20 protein-coding genes are annotated in these 25,341 nt (G+C 64.3%); 10 read left to right on the forward strand and 10 right to left on the reverse strand.

Features of this window, described 5'->3' with window-relative positions; genetic code table 11:
- Positions 1-3: 3 nt before the first annotated feature.
- On the reverse strand, positions 4-870 hold the full coding sequence (aztB, locus tag FHU29_RS01675; RefSeq protein WP_064439598.1) for a zinc ABC transporter permease AztB: 867 nt from the start codon (positions 868-870) through the stop codon (positions 4-6).
- A 55-nt stretch (positions 871-925) separates the two neighbouring features.
- Between aztB and aztA the strand changes: the two genes are divergently transcribed.
- The 6 genes from aztA to FHU29_RS01705 all read left to right on the forward strand — a co-directional run bounded on the left by aztA (position 926) and on the right by FHU29_RS01705 (position 6,537).
- Positions 926-1,636, forward strand: coding sequence for a zinc ABC transporter ATP-binding protein AztA (gene aztA, locus FHU29_RS01680; protein ID WP_232322917.1), 711 nt, complete (start codon positions 926-928; stop codon positions 1,634-1,636).
- Between the two features lie 9 nt (positions 1,637-1,645).
- The gene (locus tag FHU29_RS01685) at positions 1,646-2,914 is read left to right on the forward strand and encodes a hypothetical protein (RefSeq protein ID WP_064439599.1); all 1,269 of its coding nucleotides are present in this window, start codon (positions 1,646-1,648) and stop codon (positions 2,912-2,914) included.
- Positions 2,911-3,819 (forward strand): zinc ABC transporter substrate-binding protein AztC, encoded by a 909-nt coding sequence (aztC, locus tag FHU29_RS01690; RefSeq protein ID WP_198156518.1) that lies wholly within the window; start codon positions 2,911-2,913, stop codon positions 3,817-3,819. The genes FHU29_RS01685 and aztC overlap by 4 nt, the downstream gene beginning before the upstream one ends.
- Positions 3,820-3,857: 38 nt before the next feature.
- Positions 3,858-5,096, forward strand: coding sequence for a zinc metallochaperone AztD (gene aztD, locus FHU29_RS01695; protein WP_064439600.1), 1,239 nt, complete (start codon positions 3,858-3,860; stop codon positions 5,094-5,096).
- 340 nt (positions 5,097-5,436) lie between these two features.
- Positions 5,437-5,814, forward strand: coding sequence for a hypothetical protein (locus tag FHU29_RS01700; RefSeq protein WP_157094988.1), 378 nt, complete (start codon positions 5,437-5,439; stop codon positions 5,812-5,814).
- A 6-nt stretch (positions 5,815-5,820) separates the two neighbouring features.
- Positions 5,821-6,537, forward strand: coding sequence for a hypothetical protein (locus FHU29_RS01705; RefSeq protein ID WP_074390793.1), 717 nt, complete (start codon positions 5,821-5,823; stop codon positions 6,535-6,537).
- A gap of 263 nt (positions 6,538-6,800) precedes the next feature.
- Here the strand turns inward: FHU29_RS01705 and FHU29_RS01710 are convergent, their stop codons facing one another.
- From FHU29_RS01710 to FHU29_RS01740, 7 genes are all read right to left on the reverse strand, one after another.
- Complete coding sequence (locus FHU29_RS01710) at positions 6,801-7,373, reverse strand: RES family NAD+ phosphorylase (RefSeq protein WP_064439603.1); 573 nt, start codon at positions 7,371-7,373, stop codon at positions 6,801-6,803.
- 3 nt (positions 7,374-7,376) lie between these two features.
- Positions 7,377-7,757, reverse strand: a complete 381-nt coding sequence (locus tag FHU29_RS01715; protein WP_064439604.1) for a hypothetical protein — start codon at positions 7,755-7,757, stop codon at positions 7,377-7,379.
- Between the two features lie 499 nt (positions 7,758-8,256).
- On the reverse strand, positions 8,257-9,003 hold the full coding sequence (locus FHU29_RS01720; protein WP_064439605.1) for a TetR/AcrR family transcriptional regulator: 747 nt from the start codon (positions 9,001-9,003) through the stop codon (positions 8,257-8,259).
- Positions 9,004-9,022: 19 nt separating this feature from the next.
- Positions 9,023-10,555 (reverse strand): FAD-dependent monooxygenase, encoded by a 1,533-nt coding sequence (locus tag FHU29_RS01725; protein WP_064439606.1) that lies wholly within the window; start codon positions 10,553-10,555, stop codon positions 9,023-9,025.
- Complete coding sequence (locus FHU29_RS01730) at positions 10,552-12,243, reverse strand: (2,3-dihydroxybenzoyl)adenylate synthase (protein ID WP_064439607.1); 1,692 nt, start codon at positions 12,241-12,243, stop codon at positions 10,552-10,554. The genes FHU29_RS01725 and FHU29_RS01730 overlap by 4 nt, the downstream gene beginning before the upstream one ends.
- A 29-nt stretch (positions 12,244-12,272) precedes the next feature.
- The gene (locus tag FHU29_RS01735; protein WP_064439608.1) at positions 12,273-14,594 is read right to left on the reverse strand and encodes a hydantoinase B/oxoprolinase family protein; all 2,322 of its coding nucleotides are present in this window, start codon (positions 14,592-14,594) and stop codon (positions 12,273-12,275) included.
- A gap of 17 nt (positions 14,595-14,611) precedes the next feature.
- Positions 14,612-16,738 carry a hydantoinase/oxoprolinase family protein gene (locus FHU29_RS01740; protein ID WP_064439609.1) on the reverse strand — a complete coding sequence of 709 codons (2,127 nt, stop codon included), beginning with the start codon at positions 16,736-16,738 and terminating at the stop codon, positions 14,612-14,614.
- A 204-nt stretch (positions 16,739-16,942) separates the two neighbouring features.
- On the opposite strand from FHU29_RS01740, the gene FHU29_RS01745 reads away from it, so the two are divergent.
- The 4 genes from FHU29_RS01745 to FHU29_RS01760 are packed head-to-tail and all read left to right on the forward strand — an operon-like array spanning position 16,943 to position 19,860.
- Positions 16,943-17,683: a maleate cis-trans isomerase family protein gene (locus tag FHU29_RS01745; RefSeq protein ID WP_064439610.1), complete on the forward strand. Its 741-nt coding sequence runs from the start codon at positions 16,943-16,945 to the stop codon at positions 17,681-17,683.
- A 43-nt stretch (positions 17,684-17,726) separates the two neighbouring features.
- On the forward strand, positions 17,727-18,377 hold the full coding sequence (locus FHU29_RS01750; protein ID WP_064439611.1) for a VOC family protein: 651 nt from the start codon (positions 17,727-17,729) through the stop codon (positions 18,375-18,377).
- On the forward strand, positions 18,374-18,619 hold the full coding sequence (locus tag FHU29_RS01755) for a hypothetical protein (protein WP_064439612.1): 246 nt from the start codon (positions 18,374-18,376) through the stop codon (positions 18,617-18,619). The genes FHU29_RS01750 and FHU29_RS01755 overlap by 4 nt, the downstream gene beginning before the upstream one ends.
- Positions 18,616-19,860: a hypothetical protein gene (locus tag FHU29_RS01760; protein WP_064439613.1), complete on the forward strand. Its 1,245-nt coding sequence runs from the start codon at positions 18,616-18,618 to the stop codon at positions 19,858-19,860. The genes FHU29_RS01755 and FHU29_RS01760 overlap by 4 nt, the downstream gene beginning before the upstream one ends.
- Positions 19,861-19,968: 108 nt before the next feature.
- Here the strand turns inward: FHU29_RS01760 and FHU29_RS23575 are convergent, their stop codons facing one another.
- Both FHU29_RS23575 and FHU29_RS01770 read right to left on the reverse strand, forming a co-directional pair.
- Positions 19,969-20,781: a DNA-formamidopyrimidine glycosylase family protein gene (locus FHU29_RS23575; protein ID WP_064439614.1), complete on the reverse strand. Its 813-nt coding sequence runs from the start codon at positions 20,779-20,781 to the stop codon at positions 19,969-19,971.
- A gap of 3 nt (positions 20,782-20,784) precedes the next feature.
- The gene (locus FHU29_RS01770; RefSeq protein ID WP_064439615.1) at positions 20,785-25,341 is read right to left on the reverse strand and encodes an ATP-dependent helicase; all 4,557 of its coding nucleotides are present in this window, start codon (positions 25,339-25,341) and stop codon (positions 20,785-20,787) included.

A 25,341-nucleotide genomic window follows, 5' to 3' on the forward strand; every position in this document is an offset into this window, starting at 1 on the left:
CTGTCACACGCTTATGGCTTGACGCTCGGAACTCGTGGGGGACCGGGCAGCATCCACGGCGGCCCGCAGTAGCGCGGATACAGCTGCCGAGAAAACAGCGACGAGCGCAACCGTAGCGCCAGCGGCCGTCGCCATGTACCAGGAGATGAGCAGCCCAAGCCAGACGCTCACCGCTCCGATGCATGTCGCAAGTGCCATGGTCGTAGGAATACGGCGGGTCCATCGTCCTGCTGCCACCGCGGGGCCGAGGAGCATCCCGAGCACGAGTAGCGAGCCGACTGCCTGATAGGCGGACACCACTGCGAGTGCGACAAGACCAACCAGCGCGGCGTGCGCGGCGCGGGGGTGCAGGTGCAGCAGGTGGGCCTGGCGCGGATCAACGGCGAGGGCGACGAAAGCGCGGTGCCAAACGAATGCGAGAACAGCAGTGACCACGGTGGCGGTCGCGATCCCTAAGAGTTGGCCGGACTGGATGGCCAGTATGTCCCCGAACAGGATCGCTGTCGCGTCCGAAGCGAAGGTGCGCGATGACGAGATGATGACGACGCCGAGTGCGAGGCTTGCGACGAACAGCAGCCCGATGCTGGTGTCCGCCGAGAGCCGCCAGCGGCGCTGCACGACGCTTACACCCAGGGACATTATCGCGGCGCTCGCCGCGGCGCCGATGACTGCGGGCAAGCCCACGAGGAGGGCGATCGCTACGCCGGGGAGTACGCCGTGCGCCATCGCCTCACCCAAGAATGCCATGCCGCGGGTCACTACCCACGTGCCGACGATGGCGCACATGGTTGCTACTAACACGCCCCCGATGAGGGCGCGCATCATGAACGTGGTCGTGAAGGGATCGGAGAGGACGGCAAGCACAGCCATAGCGGTCGACCTTAGCAGTTATTGGTAGTGAGTTTCATTTGCTAAAGTTTCGTACGTGTCTTCCGCAATCCCGCCGCGCTCACTGAACGGCCAATCTGCCGCCGCTTCCGGTGCCGAGCGCGGGGCTGCTGACGAGAAGGCCCCTGTCGTCCGCGCTGCCGGCGTCAGCGCCAGCCTGGGTGGGCACACAGTGCTACGCGACATCGACCTGACCGCACGAGCGGGTGAGGTTACGGCGATCGTCGGCCCCAACGGGTCAGGGAAGTCAACGTTGCTGACCGTCCTCGCCGGGCTGCTGAAGCCGCAAGCCGGGCATGTCGAACGCGCGGATCACGTTGGCGTTGCGCTTGTTCCGCAGCGCAGCTCTTTGCCTGATCAGCTTCCGATCACCGTGGAGGAGCTCGCCTCGATGGGGCGGTGGCGCCGCGCTGGGCTATGGCGCCCGCTTTCCCGAAACGACCGCGCGATCGTCACGGAAGCGCTCGACGCCGTCGGGCTTGCTGATCTGAGAAAACGCTCCGTGGGATCGCTATCTGGAGGGCAGCGTCAGCGTGCGCTGCTCGCGCAGGGCGTAGCGCAGCGCGCAGAGTTGCTGCTGCTCGACGAGCCGATGACGGCCCTCGACGCAGGTTCTCGCACCGCGGTGAACGATGCAATCGGTTTCGCGACGGAAGCGGGAGCCGCGGTCGTCATCGTTACCCACGACTTGAACGAACTCTCCACGATCGACAGCGTCGTCGAGCTCGCACCACCAAGCCATGCGTGAAAGGACTGCATGACCCGCTGTCTCGCTTCCATTCCGGTTGCCGTGCTGGCCGCAGTGCTCGTTGCCTGCACCCCAGCCCCTGATACCCCGGAACCTGACCCCGCTGCTGACCAGACGGAGCCCACTGCACTTGGCGACGGCCACGGTGCCATTCCTGGTGCTCAGGAAGTCGCTGAACCGCAGCTTCACCTGCTGACAATCGACCCCGACGGAGAAATCCGCCACCTCGACCTTCTAGACGAAAGCGTCGCCACCCTCGGCACCGTGGACGGTGTAGAAGCGCTGACCACTGAGGGACGTTACGCGTACGCTGTGCGACCCGATGCTGGAGCCGTCACCGTCGTCGACAGTGGTGTGTGGACATGGAGCCACATAGATCACTTTCACTACTATCGTGCCGAGCCCTCCATCCTCGGTGACGTGACCGGCGCTGGCGGGCCAGCCACCGTCTCAGCAAATGACGCCGGAGCCGGAATCTTCTTCCCCGACTCTGGTGAAGCCGTGGTTCTCGCCGCCGGAACTCTCGGCGAAGGGTCGCTCGAAGAGCGGTTCCGGATTACTGGTGCACCGCACGACGGGCTCGTTGTTCCGATCGGAAACCGCGCCCTCGTCACAGAACCGGACGCTGATGGCTTCACAGGGCGCATACTCGCGCTCGACGAACTCGGTGAGCCGCTCGGAGCTACCGTCGACTGTGCTGACGCACGGGGGACGATCACCACTGTTGTCGGCACTGTCATCGGCTGCCGCGATGGGGCCGTTCTCGCGACAGCAACCGACGACGGGGTTGAATTCGAGCACATCCCGTACCCGACGGGGGACGCGCCGCCCTCCGACGAGTTCCGCGCCCGGAAAGACCGGCCCACGGTTGCCGCGGTAGCTGGGGACAGCGGGGACAGTGGAAGCTCGTCCATCTGGCTGCTCGATACCCGCAACCGTGAGTGGACGCTCATCGACGTGGGCGAGCCGATCCTTCAGGCGACGGCCGTCGCCAATGCGGACGATCACCTCCTCGCTCTGACCGCTGAGGGGCGTGTACTCGTGCTTTCTGGTGAGACTGGTGAACTACTCGCGGCAACAGATCAACTTGTCGCGGAGTCCGTTGCTGACCCAGAGCGGCGTCCGGGACTTGAACTGACTGCCGACCAGCAGCGCGCCTACATCAACGGGCCGGCAGAGAAAAAGCTATTCGAGATCGACTTCGCGGATGACGCGCGCATCGCGCGTGTCTTCGACACCGACGCGGAACCGAAGTTCGTTGTGGAGACGGGCCGATGAAAATGCGAGTCGCGTTAGTCGCTGCACTTCTCGCGGGCGGGAGTCTCACCGCCTGCGTGTCACCCGGATCAGATCAGCCGCTGGTCGTCGTGACGACCAACATCCTCGGCGATGTCGTCGAGGAAATGGTCGGCGACGAGGCTGAGGTACTCACTCTGATGCCGCCCGATGCCGACCCCCACTCCTTCGCGATCTCCGCGCAGACAGCAGCGCGCATGCGAGGGGCAGAACTAATTGTCGCCAACGGTCTGGGCCTCGAGGAAGGGCTCGCGAAGCACGTCGAGTCCACCGCAGCTGACGGCGTGCCAGTCTTCTTCGCCGGCGATCACATCGATGTGCTCGACTACAGCGACGGGGACTCGGCAGGGCAGCCCGATTCGCACTTCTGGACCGACCCGGCCCGCATGATCGATGTCGTTTCAGCCCTGAGCGATGCACTCGGCGAAATCGACGGTATCGACCAGGCGGCACTAGCTGACCACACCGCCGACTACCGCGGTGAGCTCGAATCGCTAGACACCGATATGACGTCCACGTTCGCCGCGATTCCGGAGCAGCGGCGCGCACTCGTCACCAATCACCACGTCTTTGGCTATCTGGCTGACCGGTTCGGGTTCCGGATCATCGGCGCCGTAATCCCCAGCGGCACAACCCTCGCGGCGCCGAGTGCGAGTGATCTGCAGGGGCTCATCAACGCAATCGACGAGGCAGGTGTCACCACGATCTTCGCAGAGTCGTCGCAGCCTGGCCGGCTCATGGAGGTCCTCGCCGACGAAGCCAACCGTGACGTCATCGTCGTTGAACTTGTCACCGAATCGCTGACACAGCCCGACGGCGATGCACCCACATACCTCGACATGATGCGCGTCAACACCGAGCGCATCGCCACCGGCCTCGCGCCGTGAACAGAAATCCGTTCCGCTCAATAATTAGAAAGGACACAATGAAGAACCGATCCCTCTCGCGCGGTGCGCTCGCTGCCGTGGCAGCGTCGCTCAGCGGCGTGCTCGCCCTCGCAGGATGTGCCTCGAACGAGGAGTCACCCGACACCGCCGACGGCGCTGGCACGGCAGACGTCACCGGCGCGCAAGGCGCCACTGACGCGGCGGCGACTGCGGCTCCGGGGCCACGTGTCACGCTGACGTATGAAGGCGGTGTGCTCGTTCTCGATGTCACAACACTTGACGTCCTCGGTGATTTCGACTCGGAAGAGTTCACTCGCCTGAACCCCGCCGGTGATGGCCGACACGTGTTTGTCACGACGTCCGAGGGCTTTCAGCTCCTTGACGCCGAAACGCCGAACCTCACCGACCTGGTCGTCGAGGCGGACACTGCCGCCCACGTGGTCAGTCACGCAGGCCGCACCGTCCTTTACGACGATGCCACCAGCGACACGATGATCTTCAATACCGCGGATTTCCTCGACGCTGAGGGCGCGCTGCCTGATGCTGAGGTCGTGCCTGGTGTCGACGTCCACCACGGCGTGTCAGTTGTCCTTGAGGACGACACCCTGCTGACCAGCGTCGGTGACGACGACGGCCGGACAGGTATTCGTGTGCTCGACGCCGACCGCAACGAAATCGCATCAAACGATGAGTGCCCAGGTGTCCACGGCGAAGGCACCCTGCAGAACGAGGTCGTCGTATTCGGTTGTGAAGATGGCGTTCTCATCTACGACAACGGCGAAATTCACAAGGTTGACGCCCCCGACGAGTACGGCCGCACCGGCAACGCGTACGTCACCGAGACCAGCCCCATCATGGTGGGCGATTACAAGGATGACCCTGACGCCGAGGGCTACCTCCTGCAGAAGATTGTCCTCGTGGACACTGAGGCACGCACGCTCGAGGTCATCGAGTTGCCAGACGGTGTCGAATACACCTGGCGCGGAATCGCGCGCGGGCCGCAAGATGAAGCGTTGATCCTAGCGACAGACGGGTCGGTCCACGTTCTTGACCCCGCAAGCGGCGAAATCACCGACTCCTGGGATGTCATCGAAGCGTGGGACGGCCCCGATCAGTGGCAGAACCCCCACCCCGCAATCAAGGTGAATGGCGACATCGCTTACATCACTGAACCCGCGGCGAACACGATCCACGCACTCGATCTGACCACCGGAGAAATCATCGCTTCGGCGGAACTCGACCAGACACCAAACGAGATCGCGATCGCGACAGGGTAGTTGACCCAAGATTCCCGACGGCGCCTGCATTTCCTGCAGGCGCCGTTGTGTGCTTTGAGTTCGGATCTGTGCCCGCGATCCGATCAGAGGTTCCTCGTCACTATCTGAGGGGACCCAGCTCAAGGGACTGTTCGGCGACGCAACCTCCACCGGGAGCGTCGCCGCCGGGGTCGTTCTCGGCTTGAAATTTATCGGTCCTTCGTCGGACACCCGCGCGTACTTGGCGAGGCTTCGCACCGACGTAACCGGACAACTTCATCAGCACCGGCGTCGACGTGCCCTCTCCGGGCAGACCTAAGAACCACAGGTGGATAGTTCTGCGTATGGGATCCTGAGGTGTATGAGACAAAGTAGTGAGCTGGCGCGCGCGGTCGCCTTTGTGGAGCAGTCAGCTCCTCACTCCGAGTTACTTTCGGAGCTCTTCGGACAGATCGCTGAACAGGTCCGTTATGACGCTGAGGGAGTAGAGCGTGAAGTTCAGGCCATCCGTGGGGAACCCGGAGACGAAAATAGGGAGAACGCGATCGCGTTCCGAGAAGGAGCCGCCCGCACGCTGCGGGAGGAAGCTCAGCGCTGGCTGAAGGTGTCGCGGGCGTTTGCGGACGCACCCGCGGTCCGAGATCTGGATCCCGACAACTTCGCTTATGTCCGGATCGAGGCACCCGAAAATGACGGGCCGCGATTTTCAGGTGGTGGCGTTGAGACAGCTGATAAGTAGCAATCGGTGAGAACAACCTGGGCGATGACCGATATTTGTTCCGCACCCTTTCCATTCGAAAAAGCCGAAACAAACGCTAGCGAAAACGTCGCGGGGCTGGTTTCCGCTGCCTTCCCGGCGTATGCAAGAATCCTTCACCCCGCCTACCGGCGAGTCTCTGAAGCCACCGCAGCTGCGCCAGCGGCATTCGCATTTGTTCGCTGGACTACGGTAGCGAAGCATTCGGGAGCGATAGCGCATCCCGCGATGGAATGGGAAGCTATCTCAGCCGGACAGCGAGACCCAGGAACTCCAGTATGGGACGTGCCCCCTTCCATGGGGCGTCTCCCAAGCCAAGAGCAGATGGTGCTCGCCAGCGTGCTCCAAGATCACACGAGCATGCCAGAACGATGCTGGTTCGCGTTCGCGGAGGCACGGGGCCTGACTGTGCCGCCTGACTACCCGCGAATCGTCACCGCGATGGGCCTCATGATCGTCTTCCGTGGTGCGGTATTTGATGCTGGGCGCACATTTCAGCACGAGAGCCCGAATCTGTGGTGGTCCGATGATAGAGACTGGTGCGTCGCCTCCGATATAGACCTAATGGCGACCTACGTCGGGGGTTCACTCGCGTGCATCGAGGACCTATTAGCTACACCACGCCTGGAAGCGGTGCCCGCCAAGCCAGATCAGAAGGTCACAATCGACGCTGACGCAGTGAACCCGCCTCCACAGCAACCATGAAGCCGGGGCGCCCCAGCTCTGATCTCACGACTGCGGGCCGAGCTATTTTACGGAAGTTCTGTCATCGCCTCCTCGGCGGCCTTTACTGACGCCGACATCGCGGGTGATCTCCCGCAGCGACTGCCCCTCCGCACGGCGGGCCAGGATCGCGAGAAGTGTGGTGTGCCACTGTGCTCTCCTTCCGTTGCGGTGTGGCCTTCACTGTACGGTCGCGTCATCGCATTAGTGGGCTCGAGTTGATTCAAGCGCCACCCAGGCCGGGCCTAGGTGGCTGTGGTGTCGATGTCTTTGCAGAGGGCCTGGGCGGCATCCAGAATGGCCGGGTGGTCCAGTGCTAGCTCGTGCACGTCCTGCAGTTGGGGGCGTACCCAGCTGGCCAGCACTGTCCAGGAGGGCCGGTGAAAGGACCACCACTGCACGGCTTGCCAGCGCTGAGCATCGGGCAGTGCGGTATCGGTTTCGTTCCATATGCGATGCCCCCACGTGCTGGTGACCGCAAGGTTTCTTGTCACTATCTGAGTGGGACGCAGCCCAAGCCGGGCTAGCTGATGGGGGTCATCGAGATCGCAGATGCGCAGCTCATCTGACAGCCGGTAGACCCCCAGCGCTCGCCTGGCACCCGGGATCGCCAGGAACCGGAACATCGAGTCTCTCCACACGGGGAGGTTCCCGAAGACTTCCCCGCAGGATGCCTCTGCATGCCGCGAGAGGTACCAGACGTAATAGTCGGGGTGGTCAATTCTCCCGCCGATTTGGGGGCGATGCTCGTAGAGGGGATGCCCCGGCTGACCGGGCTTCGCTGTAGGCAGATAAGGGAAAACACGATAAACCAGCACCGCCTATGCCGCTCCGCCCCACATCTCAGCGTGAAGCGCATCGAGCACCGGGGCTGGGCCCCGCAGTTTGAGGACATCAATAGGCCTCGCGCCCTGCAGGTATGCGTTATGCCCGGAGAACCAGTCGATCGCGGTCGGCTCACCCCACACCAGCCGGGCTCTGGCCAGGATGTGTTCCAGGTCGATGAGCAGCGTCGCAGAGTCAGGACCCGGATGCTCCTTGCCCTGCGCCCACCTGGTCGGCTGCGACGGGCTCACTCCAATCATCCGGGCAAGACCCCGAGAACCAAACCGGTCCACAAGAAACTGGGTCCGCTCACGAGCGAGCGGATCGGCGTGCGAGGCGGGCACCCGTTTCGCTGCTTTGCCTGACTTCGCATCCATACTTCCGATAGTACCCAACATAAACGCTGGGCACTCTCTGATGCGCGGTACTGCTGCGTACCCATCTTAGTCCATGGGCTCCGCCCAGTCCTTGCCTTAGCAGCGCTGCACGAGGGCGGCCTGCCGTCGACACGCCGCGCGACCCAACGCGACATCACTTCCTGGGCCTTCACGATCCATTGTCAAGATGTCAACTTTTAAGGACAGTCTCACGAGCAAGCCGCGTCTGAGTGTCTATATCCGGCCTCAGAGCATCGGACCCGATCGGCAAGCGCGCGAACGATTGACCATACAGTGGAAGGAAGTCGGAACGCCTTCGCAATTACTTTCGAAGGAGGCATCATCCCGAGTCGGAATTTGTCCCTTGTGTCAGAGCTAGATCCACGGAAATCCTTATAGTCCCGCTCGTGCCACGCTATCTAGAGGACTGGCAATAAGCCGGTATTGAAACCCTGTGGTGATCCCCCTCCTCGACTCGCTCCCGTCGCCGAGCAACAGCTCAGGGCATGTGGGTGGGCGGCGAGTCCGGGTCACTAGAGAGACGCTCAACGATGTCGAGTTCGCGGCGAATGCTCGCGAGAATCCCCGCGACCGTCGGAGCCTGTGGCGTGCGGTTCTCATTCTGGATGGTCCGCACTGCCATCTCAGCGAGGTCATCGGCCGCGTGCTGATCACTGCTGCCCTCTTGATGCCACCAGGCGATCCAGTTGAGCATGCCGATGATACCCAGCGCGGCAGTCCGGGCGTTGACGGTGCGGAACGTTCCGGTGGCGATTCCAGCGTCGATGACTTCGATAAGTTCCTTGAGGACGCGTCGACGGCTGGCGGTGTACGAGGTCGCCAAGTGCTCGGGCAGGTCGGATTCCGACCGAATCATGAGTCTGAACCGGTCAGGATTCGCCATCTGGTGCAGCGCCAACGAATGCGCCATGCGCCGCAGTTTGTCTGGAGGACTGAGGTCGTCCATTGAGTTGATCTCATGGAGCACCTGGGCGGGCTGGTCGGCGATCTCGCTGACGAGTTGGGCGAACAGGTCGTCCTTGCTTGCGACGTAGTGGTAGACGGCCTGGCGAGTCAGTCCGGTCGCGTCGGCGATGTCCTGCAAGGTCGTTCCTGCAACTCCGCGCTCGGCGAACAGGCGTGCGGCGTTTTCCTTGATTTCGCGTTCGACAAGCTCGCGCCGCACGCTCGGCCGACCACGACGCTTGGGCGCGGGGTCAGCCGAGTCGGCGGCATCGGATGTCATAGCGCACAAGGTTAGTCCGTCAGCTCGTGAAGGCCACGAGATCGACACGCCCGCTGGCGACAGCGCCAGCGGCGTCGGCGCGGAATCTGCGGGGCAGATCCGCCACGAGCACCGCACCTGTTTCGCGACGAAGGCGCTCGGCGATGTCCAATCGGTCGAGAGCTGCCTCACGATCGTCAGGTCCGGTCAGCCAGTACGTGGTTGCCGGTGGCAGGTCTACGATAAGCTTGGTAGCCGCGTGACTCCACGGTCGGACCGAGATTTCGATTTGCACTGTGCCACTTGCGGTCCGCAGCGTCTCGGGAGCGGTGCGGGCGGCGAACCGATGCTCGCCGGCAGCGAGGGGCTGGTCAAGGATCCACGCTGTCACCGCAGCCGGCGGCGGAACGTCATTGGCTTCAACGCCGGCAAACGCCGCCAGGCCGGGATTGGCGACCTGCGGTGCTGACTCAGCGAAGCGCTCAACGGTGACCTTTCCTGCGCGGGTCATGTAAGCAAGCATCAGTTGTTCCACTGGCATAGACGTGCGGGCGGGGAACGAATCCCACCATGCCATCGAACGCTCGGCGATGGCTTGGAGGTGGTTGACTGCCGGTCGGCGCTCCGCTTCGTAGGCTGCGAGAGCCTCGTCCATATCGTCGGCGGCGAGTACTGCACGATCGAGCGCGATCGCGTCCTCCATGGCGAGTTTCGTCCCAGATCCGATCGAGTAGTGCGCGGTGTGCGCAGCATCGCCGAGCAGGACCACGTTGCGTGTGTACCAGCGTCGGCACCGGATCGTGCGGAACCTCAGCCACTTGGTGCGGTTGCCGATCAGCCGGTTTCCCTGCAATGGCTGCGCGAACGCCTCCTGCAGGTAGTCAAGCGAGATCTGATCGGTCTCCCCGTTCTTGGTCTCGCGGGTAGATTCGTCAAATCCTGCTTGCTGCCAGGTCTGTTCGTCGGTTTCGATCAGGAAAGTGCTGCGATCGCTGGCGTACGGGTAGGCATGCGCAACGAAAGTTCCGTGCTCGGTGGTGACTGGCGTGAACACTGCGCTGGGCAGCGCGAATTCGGTGCCACACCACAGGTAGAGTCCTTCACCTTCGGCGATCTCTGGGGCGAATTCCTCGGCGAGCTCGGTTCGTGTCGTGCTGGCGATGCCGTCAGCGGCGACGATGAGGTCCGCGTCGAGGTCGGCCGCTGAGCGTCGTTCACCGAAGCGCAAGTTCACTCCGGCGGCTCGAGCGTAGGTTTGCAGGACCGACAGCAGTGTGGCCCGGCCGATTGCGAGTAGCTCGCCGTGGGCGAGGCGCACTTCGGCATCGCCGACACGCATCGACATCTCATGTGGGTGTGAGACGGCCACGATCGCGTTGAGTGAGTCCTCGTCAGCGAGACGCAGATTACGTTGGGTTCGCGATGCCAGGCCGACGCCGAATCCGAAGGTCTTGTCCGGCACCCCGTGCTCGTAGACGGTGACCTCCGCGTGGGGGTGACTCAGCTTGAGCAGACGCGCGGCGTACAACCCGCCAGGGCCGCCGCCCAGGACAGCGATCGTGTTGAGTTTCATGAATGAGCCCCCTCGAGCGTCTCCGCCTCCAGGCGCTCGACGATGTCGGCGCGGAGGCTGTTCTTGTTGACCTTGCCCACGTTGGTCCGGGGTAATGCGGGCACCCACACCAAACGCTCTGGCCACTTGAACTTGGCGACGCCCAGGGCATTCAAATGCTCCTGGACCGCAGCCATCGTCAGCTCGGCCGTTGATTCCGGCACTAGATAGGCGCAGGCCTTCTCGCCGAGCCGATCGTCTGGCATCGCCACGACTGCGGCAGCCGCGATGTCCGGATGGCGCAGCAGGAGCAGTTCGATCTCCTCGGCGTTCACCTTCTCCCCTCCACGGTTGATGAGATCCTTGATGCGACCCTCGATGGCCACGTAGCGACGGCTGCCGAACTCGTGCAGCGCCGCTAGATCACCGGTCCGGTAGAAACCGTCGGAGGTGAATGCGTTCGTGTTGTGCTCGGGTGCGCCGAAGTAGCCAGGGATGGTGTACGGACCGCGGCAGCACAGTTCCCCGACGGCACCGGCGGGAAGTTCCTCCTCGCTGCTGGGATCTAGGATCCGGATCTCGTCCGACGGCGCGATGGGCAAGCCGACGGTGTCCGCCCTCGCGGACGCCGGTGCGTCCTGCGGCGTCACGATGAACATTCCCTCCGACATGCCGAACATCTGCCCAGCCCAGCGGGAGTGGCTGCTGCTGTCGTCCAGCTTGCGGAACAATTCTGCCGGCACCTTCGCCCCGGACAGCACCGTGCGGCGCACGGTGCGCAGTACCGGATCGAATCCGGCCGAGTGAGCGGCCTGGTAGTGGCCGTGCCCGATCAGCACGTCGGTGGCGTCGCTGCGTGCCATGAGTTTGAAGGCAGCAACAGGATCCGGTGTCGCCAGCACGAGTGTGGCGCCGACCGCGTGGGCTGCGTGCAGAGCACATGAAATGCCGGCGTTGTGGATGATAGGGAGCAGGTGCGCCACGCGGGTCTGCTCATTCCAACCGAAAGCGCGGGCGTAGAAGACGCCGTTGTTCCAGTATTCAGCATGGATCCGCGGGATCACCTTGGGCACTCCTGTCGTTCCCCCAGACAGCTGGAACACCGCAATGTCCTCGGGGTCCGCGTCCGCCTCAATCGTTTCGACGAGCGCTCGGGCCTCGGCCAGGTCGATGTCCGCGCCGAGATCTTCGATCCGATGTACACCCGGCTCCACTTCGGGTGCCTCGATGGAGAGCACGTAGCGTAGCGAGGAGTGGCCCTTGCCGACCTCGCGGGCAAAGTCCACGAGGTCGAAGGAGAGACCTGCTTCTACCAGATGGGCCACTGCGTCCACTTTCTCGCTGATGTGACCGATCTCATGCATGCGGTGCTGGGACAGCGTGGCCACCGGGATCAGGCCGGCTTTGAGTACGCCGTACCAGGCGAGAACTGTCGCTGCCCGGTTGGTGACTTGGAAGATCACTGGGTCCAGTCGTCGCAGTCCCATCCAGGTCAGTCCGGCGGCGATACGGTCGGTGCGTTCGTCGAGTTCGCGGTAGGTGTAGGTGCCCTCCGCGGTGATGAGCGCGATTCGGTCTGCGTGCCGCAACGCCGACTCGTGCAGCCGTGCTGTTGTGGGAAGCCCACTCCACTCGCCACTCGCGCGGTATGCCGCGGCGCGGTCGGCGGGGAACGGAACAAGGCGTCCGTTCCAATCGTGTGCAGTCACGGGATTACCTCTCTGCGGGTGTCTGTGGCTTACCGGGTGGGAGCAGCGGGCAGGAGCGCGGTCAGTTCGCCCACGTGGTCGGGGTGGTCGGCCGGGACGATGCCGGAGTACACCGCGGACCAGCAACCGGGGCAGCATTGCTGGCGGAAGACGATGTTGGTGTCGACGTACTCCGACGGATCGGAAGTGACCTGCGGCCCCGCGGCGCTCGACGGGCCTTCGTAACGGGCCAGCGACAGCTTGCCGGACTTGGTGTCGCCCAACTGTCGGCCGCAGTGCGCACACGCGATCACGCGTGCTTCACCGATAGTGACCTCGGCCAGGTTGTCGTCGATGCGGCGGGCGTGGCTCAGGTCCACCGTGGCCTCCTGCGATGCGGGCACGTGGGAGCGCTCGCGGCGCTCTTCGAGCATGCGCGCTCGCAGGTCGGCGGTACTGTCCTCGTCGAGTTCACCGTCGGCGACCACGACGCCGTAGTTGGAGCGGGCACCGTCGGCGGTCACCTTGCCGTTCACCACATCCCGGGCGACGGAGTCGGGGTCGCGGCGCAATGGGTCGCCGTAGCCGCCGCCACCTTGCCAATGCATGTACAGCACCTCGCCGGGTGCGAGGTAGCTCTCGGCGTAGCAGGCACCAATCTCCCGCGTGCCGGCCAGGTCGTCGAGGTTGCCGGGCAGCTTCCCGGACGCGAGGAGCTCTCGCACGCCGGAATCACGCGCCAGGATCTCCAGGCCGGTGTTGCCGGGCAGACCGCCGGCGAGGCCGCTGTTCTGTGCCACGGCCTTACCAGCAGAGGCGAAAACGAGGCCCATCGGGACGCTGGATCCGTACGGGGTCACAGCCAATGAGGCGCTCACGCCGCCCCGCATGCGGCCGGGGCCGCCCGAGTCTGGTTCCTCGCGCCGCCACAGAGTGAGCAGAGGGTAGAGAAATTCGGTCATCTCGGTATCCGGAATGCGGCCCATCGGGATACAGAACAGCCCACCGGTGTCCATACCGTCGGCTACCGGACGAGCGCCATAGCCGCCTGCCATCGGTTCCATCATGATGTTGAGGAACGGCACAGGCTGCTCACCGCGCTCGTCGAGGCCGGCCACGACCGCGGTGTCCCAGGTGCCGCAGCAGGAGGCCTGCACGTTCTTGCCGAGTTCGATGTTCTGGTCGAGCATCTGAGCCAGGCACTCGGCGATCAGGTTGCCGGTGAGCCATGCGGGGCCGATCGGGCCGCGGCTGACGGCGGCGGGGAAGGTCGCGTTGTTGATCGTTCCTTCCTCCGAGACCAGTTCGAAGCAGCGCATCAGGCCTCCCGCTGACCACGGGATGTCGCCGGCCAGGATGGGCAGGAGGGCCAGCATCACGCCGCCGCGCATGCCTGCGTAGGTGCAGTTGATGACGCCGGTCTGCGGGTCGGTGCCAGTGAAGTCGAAGGTCAGGTGGTCCGCGGACTTGATCATGGCGACGGTGATCTTGTGGAGTCCGCGGTCGCCGACGGATGCTTGATCCTGGTAGCCGGTTGCCTTCCAGGTGCCGTCCGGGAGGCCTTCAAGCTTCGTGCGCAGGCGGGACTCGGCGTCGTTCATCATGCGCTTCATCACCGCCTTGACCGTGTCAGCGCCGTACTGTTCGATCACGGCGAGCAGTCGGTTGCGGCCGACGGTGTTGGCCCCGATCTTGGCGCGCAGGTCCAGGCCCACAAGCATCGGAACCCGGGATCGCCTGGTCCACGCGTCGGCGACGTCGCGCTGCAGCACGTGGTCGCGCACCACCTTGATCGGGGGGGTTGGCAGGGACTCGGAGAAGACGTCCTTGGCGCCTGGGTCGAACGAACCGAGGCCCGACCCGCCGAGGTCGGGTTCGTGGCAGATGGCGCTCGTCCACGCGAAGAGCTTGCCGTCGTGGAAGATCGGTTGATAGACGATCACGTCGCTCTGGTGCAGGCCGCCGCCGACCCAGGGGTCGTTGCAGAGGAACATGTCGCCGTCGGCAATGCCGGGGTTCTCGGCGCGGTGCTGCAACGTCCAGTAGATGGCCAGGTCCACCGCTCCTACGAGCATGGTGTTGTAGAGACCCACCTGCACTTCCTGGCCGACCTCGTCGCTGACCGCGAAGTCGAAGTCGTTGGCGTCGGTGACGATCGGCGAGCCGGACATGCGCTTGAGCGCTTCGCCCATTTCGTCGGTAACGGACCACAGGCGGTGGCGAATCACCTCGTAGGTGAGGGGGTCGACGGCGTCGATCTGATCCTGGGTGACGGTGTGCAGTTCGACGGTGGCGCCGACGGCGCGGCTGAGTGCCTCGGGGTCGAGGGGGCGGCTGGAGAATATCTCTGAGCCGGGGATCGGTGCGGTCATGAAAGTGCTCCTCTGGATCAGGCCTGGGTGACGGCGCCGGGTGCGTCGACGGTGATGTGCAGATTGCCGAGCTTGTCGATGGTTCCGGTGGTGGCGTGGGGGACGACCACAGTCGTGGTGGGCACCTCGATCACTGCGGGTCCGCGTAGCGTGTGGCCGGCGCGTAGCTTGTCGTAGTCGTAGATGGCGGTGTCCACGTAGCCATGGGTCGCGCCAAGGCACACCTTGCGGGTGCCGGTCAGCGCCTCCGAGGCATCGGCGGAATCCGCTTGCGCCATCGGCGGCAGGGTCGGCGAGAATGGCAAGACGCCCGTGCCCCGCACACGGTAGGTGATGGCCTGGATACCGGCCTCGCGGAAACCGCTGCCCTTGCCGAATAGGTCGGCGTACTTGGACTCGAACATGTCGGCGGCCGTGGCCAGGTGCTTCGCTGTCAGATCGCCGGTCGGGACGGAAGTGGCCACTTCCGCCAGCTGCATCGTGTACCGCATGTCGATCTCACGCTCGATCTTTATCGAGGAGAAGTTGAGTCCCTGCCGGGCGAGCATCCCGTGCACTTGCTCTTCCAGCTTCTCGAAGTTGCGCTGCACCCGCTGCGGGTCCAGCGGCAGAGCAGCGGGGTCAGACATTTCACGGGCGAGCACGATGTCCGAGGATGCGAGGCCGTAGGCCGAGAAGGCCGAGGCCACCTGGCCGAGCGGCACGACGACGTTCGGGACACCGATCTCCTGCGCGTACAAGCCGCAGTGGGCGGGACCGGAACCGCCGAAAGCGTAGACGATGAAGCCGCGCGGGTCGTGGCCGGCCTCGACGACGGTCTTGCGCAGGAGGTCGCCGGTCTGTGCGTTCTGCACCTCGTAAATGGCGGCTGCCGCCTCCTCGATGCTGAGCCCGAGCGGTCCGGCGATCCGGGTGCGGATGGCTTCTCGCGCCAGGCTCACGTCCAGTGCGCGACGTCCGCCCAGCAAGCCGCGCTCGGGTATGATCCCGAGCACCAGGTTGGCGTCGGTGTTGGTGGGTTCGACGCCGCCATTGCCGTAACAGGCGGGGCCGGGCACGGCCTGGGCGCTGTGGGGGCCGATCTGCAGGTTGCCGCCGGCGTCGAGCCAGGCGATCGCACCGCCACCCGAGCCGATCGCGTGCACTTTGAGGGTGGGCACATTGATCGGGTGGTGGTTGATGATCGTGGTGGACGAGCGCACTGGTTCACCGTCGACGATGAGACCGGCGAGGAATGTGGTGCCACCGGCGTCGGTGGCAATGATGTTGCTGTGCCCCAACTGCTGGCCGAGGGACACCGCTCCCACCACGCCACCGGTGAGCACCGATCCGACGGTGGAGATCGCGTTGCCGGGGGCTTCCGCGGCGGCGACGGCACCGCCGTTGCTCTGCATCACCAGTAGCGGCCCGGCCAGTTTCTTCTCGCGCAGTTTGCTTTCCAGCTCACCCAGGTAGTCGCGCAGGCCGGGACCGATCTGGGTGCTCATGATGGTGGTGGCATTGCGGGCGAACTCTCGAATGCGCGGTGACACCTCGCTTGAGATCGCCACGAACAGGTCCGGGTCAACCTCGTGGGCGATTTCGCGGATCCGTTGTTCATGCGCCGGGTTGCGGAAGGACCACAGCAGAGAGACTGCGATTGCGGAAATCCCATCGGCCACGAGGGTGCGCACTGCTTCGCGCACCTCGTCCTCGTTGAGAGGGACCACCACGCGGCCGTCACGGTCGACACGCTCGGTGACTTCGAGGGCGTGGCGCTTGCGCACGAGGCCGTGCGATTTGCTCTGCCCGATCGGGTTCTGCAGCTCCTCCGGAGCGCGGCCGAGGTACCGGCCCTCGACGTTCATGATGTAGATCGAGTCGCGGTGCCCCTTGGTGGTAAGGAAACCGATGTCGGGGACCCGGTTCATGACCAGCGCGTTCAGCGACGATGTGGTGCCGTGCGCGATGTGATGAGTCTTCGCGAGCATCTCCTCGATCGACGCGTCGAGTTGTTGCGCGATGACCTCGAGAACATCCATGACGCCACTTGAGTAGTCGGGCGGGGTCGACGGTGCCTTTCCCGCGATAACCATGCCTTCGCCGTCGTCGAGCACGGCGTCCGTGAACGTGCCGCCGACGTCCACTCCGAGTACGTATGCCATGGCTTCCTACTTTCCTTGGGGCCCACTATCGGCGTGACCCAATTCACAACTGACTGCTACGTCGATTATTCGACGTATGCGCAAAGAAAGTCAAGCAGGCGCCCAAGATTGCACAAATTTACGGCGACCGCTTGACTGATCGACGACTGCGTCGAATAATCGACGTAAGCGCAGATTGAATTTGTTGGCCCCGGAAGGATACCCATGAGCACTCACAGGATCGGGCTCGTAGTGCCGAGCAGCAATGTGACCGTGGAGACCGAGATGCCGGCCATTCTGCGCGGACACGCAAGTGCGGACTTCTCGTTCCACTCCACTCGAATGCGCATGCACACCGTCTCCCCCGAGGGGCTTGCAGAGATGAATGCCCAGCGCGATCGATGTGTGATGGAGATCGCCGACGCCTCACCCGAGGTGATCCTCTACGCCTGCCTGGTGGCGATCATGGTCGGCGGTCCCGGTGCACATCAGCGGGTCGAGTCCGCGGTCGCGGACCAGCTGGCAACCGGCGGTTCGGAGGCACGTATCCGCTCCAGCGCGGGAGCCTTGGCCGAGGGTCTGCGCGCGCTGAACGCCAAGTGCGTCGCCCTGGTGATGCCCTACATGAAGCCGCTTGCGAAGCAAGTCGTGGAATACCTGGAAGCGGAGGGATTCGAGGTCGCCGATTGGCGTGCGCTCGAGGTTGCCGACAACAACGAAGTCGGCTGTATCCCGGGTGAGCGCGTCATGGAGGCCGCGCGCTCGTTGGACCTCACAGGCCTTGACGCGCTGGTGATCAGTTGCTGCGTACAAATGCCGTCGTTGAGCCTGGTGCAGCCTGCTGAGGACGAGTTCGGCCTGCCCGTGGTCTCGGCAGCCACCGCTGGCGCATACAGCATCCTGCGCGGCCTCGGCCTCCCGGTCGCGATCGACGGCGCCGGCAGCCTGCTGCGCACGGACGCGTAGGTCGCGCCGGCCTGATCCCTACAGAAATTAAAGGAGATTCGTCATGTCCGACACCCAACACCTGGTCAAGGGCGTCGATCACGTCGCCTACCCCACCTTCGACCCCGCTGGCACCGTACGCTTCTATCGCGATACTCTCGGCTTCCCCGTGGTGCACTCAATCTGCGCTGCGGGCTGGGGCCCCGACCAGCACCCGGACTTCATCCACTTCTTTTTCGACATCGGGAACGACGACCGGATCGCTTTCTTCTACTACTTCGGGCTTAAAGAATTCGAGGGCGGACCGCAGGGCGATGCGTACTCGAAGTTCACCGCCGACGTGCCGATCTGGTTCGTTCGCTCACGCCACCTCGCGATACACGTCGACAGTGCAGAACACCTGATGGAATATCGTCGCCGTCTCGATACGAGCGAGTGGCCGGTCGAAATGCAGATTCAGCACGAGACGATCGAGTCGATCTACACCCACGATCCCAACGGCTACATGATCGAGATCACCAGAGCCATGCGACCGGTGACACCACAGGAAGACCTCGACGCAAACATCACCATCGACGCCCTGGTCGACGTAGCGGCGGGTCCAGCTCCCACGATGGATGCGCTGCTCCTGCGCAAAGCGGAGCTGATCGTCGAGCGCGCCGGGAAATGGCAGGCCAGCCAGCATGCGACCGACGAGGAGGTGTCGTCGCGATGACCACCGTTCTAGTACTCGACGTGCCCGAAAACCGTCCCGTCGTCGAGGTCGCGGCCGCCGCCGAGACCGTCACCGTCGACCGGGTAGGCCCGTACTTCAAGGTCAGTGCACCCGGTCCGATCGTCATCGACCGACCCGAGACCGGTTGCCGCCACGCGGTCTGGTACAGCAGCGTTGCCGGCCTGCTCGACACGAAGATCACCCAGTGGGACAAGGACGCACTGCGCTTGGAGGCGAGGTGAGCTCGCCCGCCACCGAGGAACGCCTCGGCGCGGGACGGTACATCGAAAACGCCGCGATCCCCACCGGCACGATCACATCCGTCCATGAGCTCGAAACAGTGGACGGAGCCAAAGTTAACGGCGTGCTGCGCACGAGGACCGACACCCGCACCGTGGTGAGCCTGATGCACCCGCGCCAGGACCTTACCCACCACGTTCTGGTCCCGGAACTGCTAGCCCGCGGCTTCTCGGTCTGGACTCAGGGCACCCGGTCGACCAACAATGACCTCACCCTGATTCACGAACAGGCGCTTCTAGACGTGGCCGCCGGACAGGTGTTCCTGCGCGATCACGGCTTCGACCACCGCGTCACCCTGGGACACTCCGGCGGTGCCACCCTGTTCGCCTTCTACCACGAACAGGCGGGACTCGCCCCAGAGGCGCGACTGCAGAGTGCACCGTCAGGGCGCTCAGTAGACCTTTCCTCAGCTGATATGCCCGTGCCGGACGCCGCTGTGTTCATGGCGCCGCACCCGGGTCAGGGCGCGCTGCTGCGGCGGCTTATCGACCCGTCAGTTGCGGACGAGGCCGATCCGCTGTCGGTGGTTTCCGAACTGGACCCGTTCTCACCGGCGAACGGCTTCGCCCCACCAGGCGAATCATCTACCTACACTACTGATTTCATCGCCCGGTACCGCACCGCGCAGGCGGAGCGGATAGCCCGCATCGACGCCGAGGCCAAGGCCAGAGTGGCCCTCGCTGACGAGGCCCGCACCCGATTCAAAGCCTCGTCAGACTCTGCAGACCGACGGGCTTCACTCGCGCCGCGCGTGCTCACGGTCTACCGCACCGATGCCGACCTTCGATTCGTTGATCTCTCGCTCGACCCGAACGAGCGGCCATACGGGTCGTTGTTCGGCCGCCGACCGGACCTGACGAACTATGGCCTCGTTGGTTTCGCCCGACTAGTGACGCCGGAGGCCTGGATGTCGACGTGGTCCGCAAACACCACAAACGCGGATTTTATGCGCTGCGCGCCGGGCGTGGAGGCCCCGACGCTGTTCGTAGAGCTCACCGGAGATGCCGCCTGCTTCCCTTCAGACGCGAATTCGATGGTGGCTGCGCTCGGTGCGAACGACGTCGAACACCGGCGGGTTGCCGGCACCCACTTCGGCGGACCGATCCGCCCCAGCGCACCCACCGGCGCCAGCTTGGCGGCGGCCGAGATCGGCGGCTGGCTCGATGAACGGTTCCCCGCTTGACCACACTAATGGTCACAGGCTTCGTCGTGTCCACCGCGCGGACCCCGATTGGACGGGCTTACAAGGGCGCCTTCCGTGATACGTCCGGCCAGAACTGGCAGGACAGCGTCAGTCCCGCACGTGCTGGCAGCGCGGGCACACGTACACGAGCCGCTCGTCGGCATTCGGCACATTTGTTGACTGATAACCAGATTCGCTGATGATGCGTCGTTCGATGTGTGTGCCGCAGCGCCTGCAGGGTTTGCGTTCCCGCCCGTACACCCAGAGTTCTTGACCGCGCCGCAGATTCCCGGTCGTGCATCGCTGGACCCGGTCTTTGTTAGCCCACAGCATCCGGCGGGAGAGGTCGAGTAGCCCGTCAAGGTCGGCGACTTCCGACGTGGGTGTGAGGGGATCAAGGCCGCGTAAGAAGCACAGTTCGCTTCGATACACGTTGCCGATGCCTGCGAGGTTGCGCTGGTCGAGCAGCGCCATGCCTATCGCACGATCTGGTGCTGATTCGATTCTATCCCGTGCTGTCGCTGCATCCCAGTTGTCGTCCAGCAGGTCGGGTCCGAGGTGCGCTGTGACGGACGGTGCCTCCGCGGCAGGCAGCACGCTGAGAATTCCTAGGGAAAAGCCGACGGCTTGCGAGCCGTCAGCCTCGAGGACCACGCGAGCCTGCCATCCAGGTTTCCGCCATTTCTCGCCCGGTTTGTAGGTGTGCCAGGCACCTTCCATTTTCAGGTGAGAGTGGATGACGTGGTCGCCTGCCTGTATGAACAGGTGTTTGCCGTGCGGCCACACGCGCGAAATCCGCAGTCCCGCGAAGTCGAGGTTCGCGTACTTGTCGACCCGGAACTGTGTGCGCGTGAGCACTTTCTGGTCGAGGGCGGCGCGCAGGTTCGTGGCTGCCCTGTAAACGGTGTCACCCTCAGGCACGGGTCACCGCCGGTACCGGTAGCCGCGGGGAACGACTGCGAACCCGTTCTCGCTGAGTGCCCGGGCGAAGAATCCAACCGCACCGTCAGCATGCTCCGCTCCGGGCGCGGGCACACCGTTTATCGTCTCGATGAGCAGCTTGTCGAGGGCACCGCTGCGTGCGATACCGACGAGGGCGCGCGCGGCGCCGTGTAGTGTCGCGGGGTCGTCGCCGTAGACGAGCGCGGTTTTGCCGCCGCGTTCCAGGTAGACCTGCAGGGCGCCGTCGACCATCACGACGAGAGCACCAGCTTTGCGTCCGGCGCGATGGCCACCTGTTGGCGGGTCAGGCCAGGGGAGCGCTGCACCGTAGGGGTTCGCCGGGTCCACGGCAGCGAGCGCGAGGGCAGTGCCGGCCGAATCTTGGTCACCGATGCTGCGCAACTGGTCTACGACCGCTGACGTCGCGAATTGCGCTGCACCCAGGGTTTCGACGAAGTAGCCGCGGCGGCACAGCCCGCGTTCTTCGAGTTCGCGGAAAACTTTGTATAGGACGGTGAATCCGAGGTCAGGTGAGCGCTCCGCAGTGAGAACGTTTTTCGTGACAATGCCGTAGCGGGCGAGGAGTTGTTCACACATGCCGTGGGCGCGCACTGTGATATCGGGTTCGGACATTGGCAGCAGTGACCAGCGGCCCGCCACGGTCGGGGGGCCCGAGCGGGTGGGGAGTGCGGTGCGGGGGAGTCGCGCGGCCCGGAAGGTGCGAGTGCGGGACGGCACCTGTCGTGTTCGGTGAGTGGTACCAGCGGTGCCTCTGCGTCCTGACGACATGCGGGCCCGCACCGGCGAGAACGTGTCGTTGGTGACGCGTCCCGCCCAGACGAGCTCCCACAAACCATCTACGAGTGCACTGTCGGGCGGGGGATCCTCGCCGTCTGCCAGGAGATCGCGGCCCACGGAATCGGCTAGTTCCCGGAAGAAGTATCCTCCGCCGCGGACCAGGACGGCCTCGATTCTCAATGCAACGGCGGAGAGATCGCTCGGCGGAATCTGCGGCAAGGTCACCGGGGCAGTGTCCGCGAGGTGGAGACTGATCCATCCGTCCCGCGTTGACAGTGCTCCCGCACCTGCCCAGAGCACCTCACCTGACGAAGTGAGTTCGTCCAGAAAAGCAGGCGAGTAGTCGGCAACGCGGGTCCCGAGAATCAGGGGCTCGATCGCGGACGCGGGCATTGGCACTCCGGCGAGCTGATCGGTCGTCGACAGCACGCCATCGGCCCCCCGCGCCAGGTGCGATCCGACACCCATCCAGCCAGGGAGGAAACGAGCGAGCGTAGTGGTGCTGACTGGTTCGATCGCGTCGCGCAGTTTCGCGAGCGACCGGCGCCGCAGCACAGCGAGCACGCCAATGTCACACCATTCGGGGACCCCATCGTTGCCCGGCCGGAATTCGCCTTCAGCGACGCGACGATCGGTAGCAAGGGACCGCAGTACTGAGATAACAAGTCCGTAGGGCAGTCCGAACCGCGACGTGATCGCAGCGGAGGTGAACGGGCCGTGAGATCTGGCGTAACGCGCAATGAGTTCGGTGACGGCATCCGGAGCTGGCTCGAGGAACGCCACGGGTATGCCGATGGGTAGCGGCGCACCGAACGCGTCCCGCATCCTTCCGGCGTCTTCGGCGACTACCCACCAGGTGCGTCCTGCGAAGGCCACTTCGATCGCGCGGCGGCTCTCTTCGAGCCCGCGCAGCCAGCCAGCAGGATCGTCGGTGCAGCGCTCCACGATTTCCGAGGTAGTGAGCGGGCCAATGGTGCGCAGCATGTCGGAGAGCTTTTCGGCGCTATCGGCCTTTCTTGTCAGCCACTGCAAATACCCTTCGTACTCGGTGATGACATCACCGTCGAGGAGGTCACGCATTTCCAGGCGGCCGAGAAGTTCGGCGAGCAGCGTCGTATCGAGGGAGAGCGCCGCGGCCTTGCGCTCAGCCAGCGGTGAGTCGCCTTCATAGATGAACGCACCGGTATAACCGAACAGCGCTGACACCGCGAACGGGGACGGTGTGTTCGTTTCGGTTTCGACGATGCGTATTTGCCGCCGCTCCACCTGAGTGAGCAGTTTCGCCAGTCCGGGAACGTCGTAGACGTCCTGCAGACACTCCCGGACCGCTTCGAGGACGATAGGGAATGTGGGGTAGCTGCGTGCCACCTCGAGGAGTTGCGCGGATCGCTGCCGCTGCATCCACAACGGTGAACGCTTCCCTGGATCACGCCGGGGGAGTAGCAACGCTCGCGCGGCGCACTCACGGAACCGCGCCGCGAAAAGCGCGGAACTGCCGATCTCCGCCGTGACGATCGCGTCGATCTCGTCGGGGCTGAACGCGAAAAGGTCCGCGCCGGGCGGCTCCCCTTCGGTATCAGGAAGCCGGACTATTACCGCGTCGTCAGTCGTGACGGCCGCACCGTCGAGAGCGTACCGTTCCCGGATCCTCGCGTTGACGGCGAGCGCCCACGGTGCGTGCACGGGAAGGCCGTAGGGGGAGTGAAGAATGATGCGCCAGTCACCCAGTTCATCGCGGAATCGCTCCACCAGCAGGGTGGTGTCCGACGGGACGACTGACGTGGCGTCACGCTGTTCGCGGATGAACGACAGGGTGTTGGTCACAGCGTTATCGTCGAGCCCTGATTCACTGAGCCGCTCGTGCACGGAACCGTCATCCGCAGCGATGTCCCTGATGAACCTGCCCAATGCCGCACCGAGTTCGGAGGGCCTGCCCAGACTGTCTCCGATCCAGAAGGGCAATCGGCCGAACTGACCTGGCGCGGGTGTCACCAGGACGCGGTCATGGGTGATGTCTTCGATCCGCCAGCTGGTCGCACCGAGTGCGAAAACATCCCCAACACGGGATTCGTAGACCATTTCCTCGTCGAGTTCACCGACTCGGGTGTTCTTCTCACCGACCATGAACACCGGGTACATGCCCCGGTCCGGGATGGTTCCCCCAGATGTGACTGCGAGGCGCTGCGCGCCGGGACGGCCCGTCACCACGCCATGATCCCGGTCCCAGATAATCCGTGGCCGGAGCTCCGCGAACTGATCGGACGGATACTTGCCTGCCAGCAGGTCGAGCGTGGCGTCGAACGCGGAACGCGGCAGCGAACTGTAGGACCCCGTTCGCCGCACGGTCTGGAACCACTGCTCCACATCCAGGGGCTCCAGTGCGCATGCCGCGACGGTTTGCTGCGCGAGCACGTCGAGTGGGTTCGCGGGGACCCTGATCGCTTCGATTGCGCCTTCCCGCATCCGTTCGACTGTCACCGCGCAATGCAGCAGGTCAGCTCGGTGCTTCGGGAAGAGGATTCCCCGGGATATCTCACCGACTTGATGCCCGGCCCGCCCAACGCGCTGTAAACCACTCGCAACCGAGGGCGGGGACTCGACCTGAATGACGAGATCTACTGCCCCCATATCGATCCCGAGTTCGAGGCTGCTGGTCGCGACGACACATCTCAGACGCCCGGTCTTTAGGTCATCTTCGATCAGGGCCCGCTGTTCTTTACTGACCGAGCCGTGGTGCGCCCGCGCCAGGACGGCGGGGGACTCGCGGACTGAACCGCCCTGCGCCATTACTTCCGCGGGAGGCCTTGTCTGCGAAGGCAGTTCCGTTCCCTGGCGCTCGCTGTAAATCTCGTTGAGCCGAGCGGTCAGGCGTTCCGCGAGGCGCCGGGAATTGGCGAAGACGATCGACGAGCGATGGTCGAGGATGAGGTCGGCGAGCTGCTCCTCGACGTGCGGCCACAAGGAGTTCGCTGACAGATTCTTCGCGTCGGAATCGGTTCCGCCGGGTGCCGCGGGCACGTTCGCCATGTCCTCCACAGGAACAGACACACGAAGGTCGAAAAGCTTCTCGGTGGGCGGCGCGACGATGCTCACCGGACGTGCGCCAGCCAGGAAACGCGCCACCTCCTCGCGCGGGCGCACTGTCGCGGAAAGTCCGATCCGCTGGGCTGGCTTCTCCAGCAGCGCATCGAGACGCTCCAGCGAGAGTGCGAGGTGCGCTCCGCGCTTGGAGTCCGCGATCGAATGGATTTCATCGACAATCACGGTCTCGACCCCGGCCAGGGTTTCGCGCGCCGCCGACGTCAGCATCAGAAACAGCGATTCAGGGGTGGTGATCAGGATGTCGGGCGGGTTGCGGAGCATCGCCTGCCGCTGCGCATTCGGAGTGTCACCGGTGCGCACACCGACGCTGACACTGGGGGGTGTCAACCCCTTGACTCGGGCAGTGTTCGCGATGCCAGTGAGTGGTGAGCGCAGGTTGCGTTCCACGTCCACCGCCAGCGCCTTCAACGGAGACAGGTAGACAATCCGAGTACCACGATCTTCCTCAGTGGTGATGCGATCAAGCGCCCACAAAAATGCGGCGAGCGTTTTCCCCGATCCTGTCGGAGCGACCACGAGCGAGTGGCTGCCCTGCCGGATCTCATCCCACGCCTGCTCCTGCGCAGGGGTAGGAGCGCCGAACGACCCGCGGAACCACTCACGGGTCGCGGGCGAGAAGTTCTCGAGCGCGCTCACGAT

The organism is Hoyosella altamirensis (genome assembly GCF_014191505.1).
GTDB classification, from domain to species: Bacteria; Actinomycetota; Actinomycetes; order Mycobacteriales; family Mycobacteriaceae; genus Hoyosella; species Hoyosella altamirensis.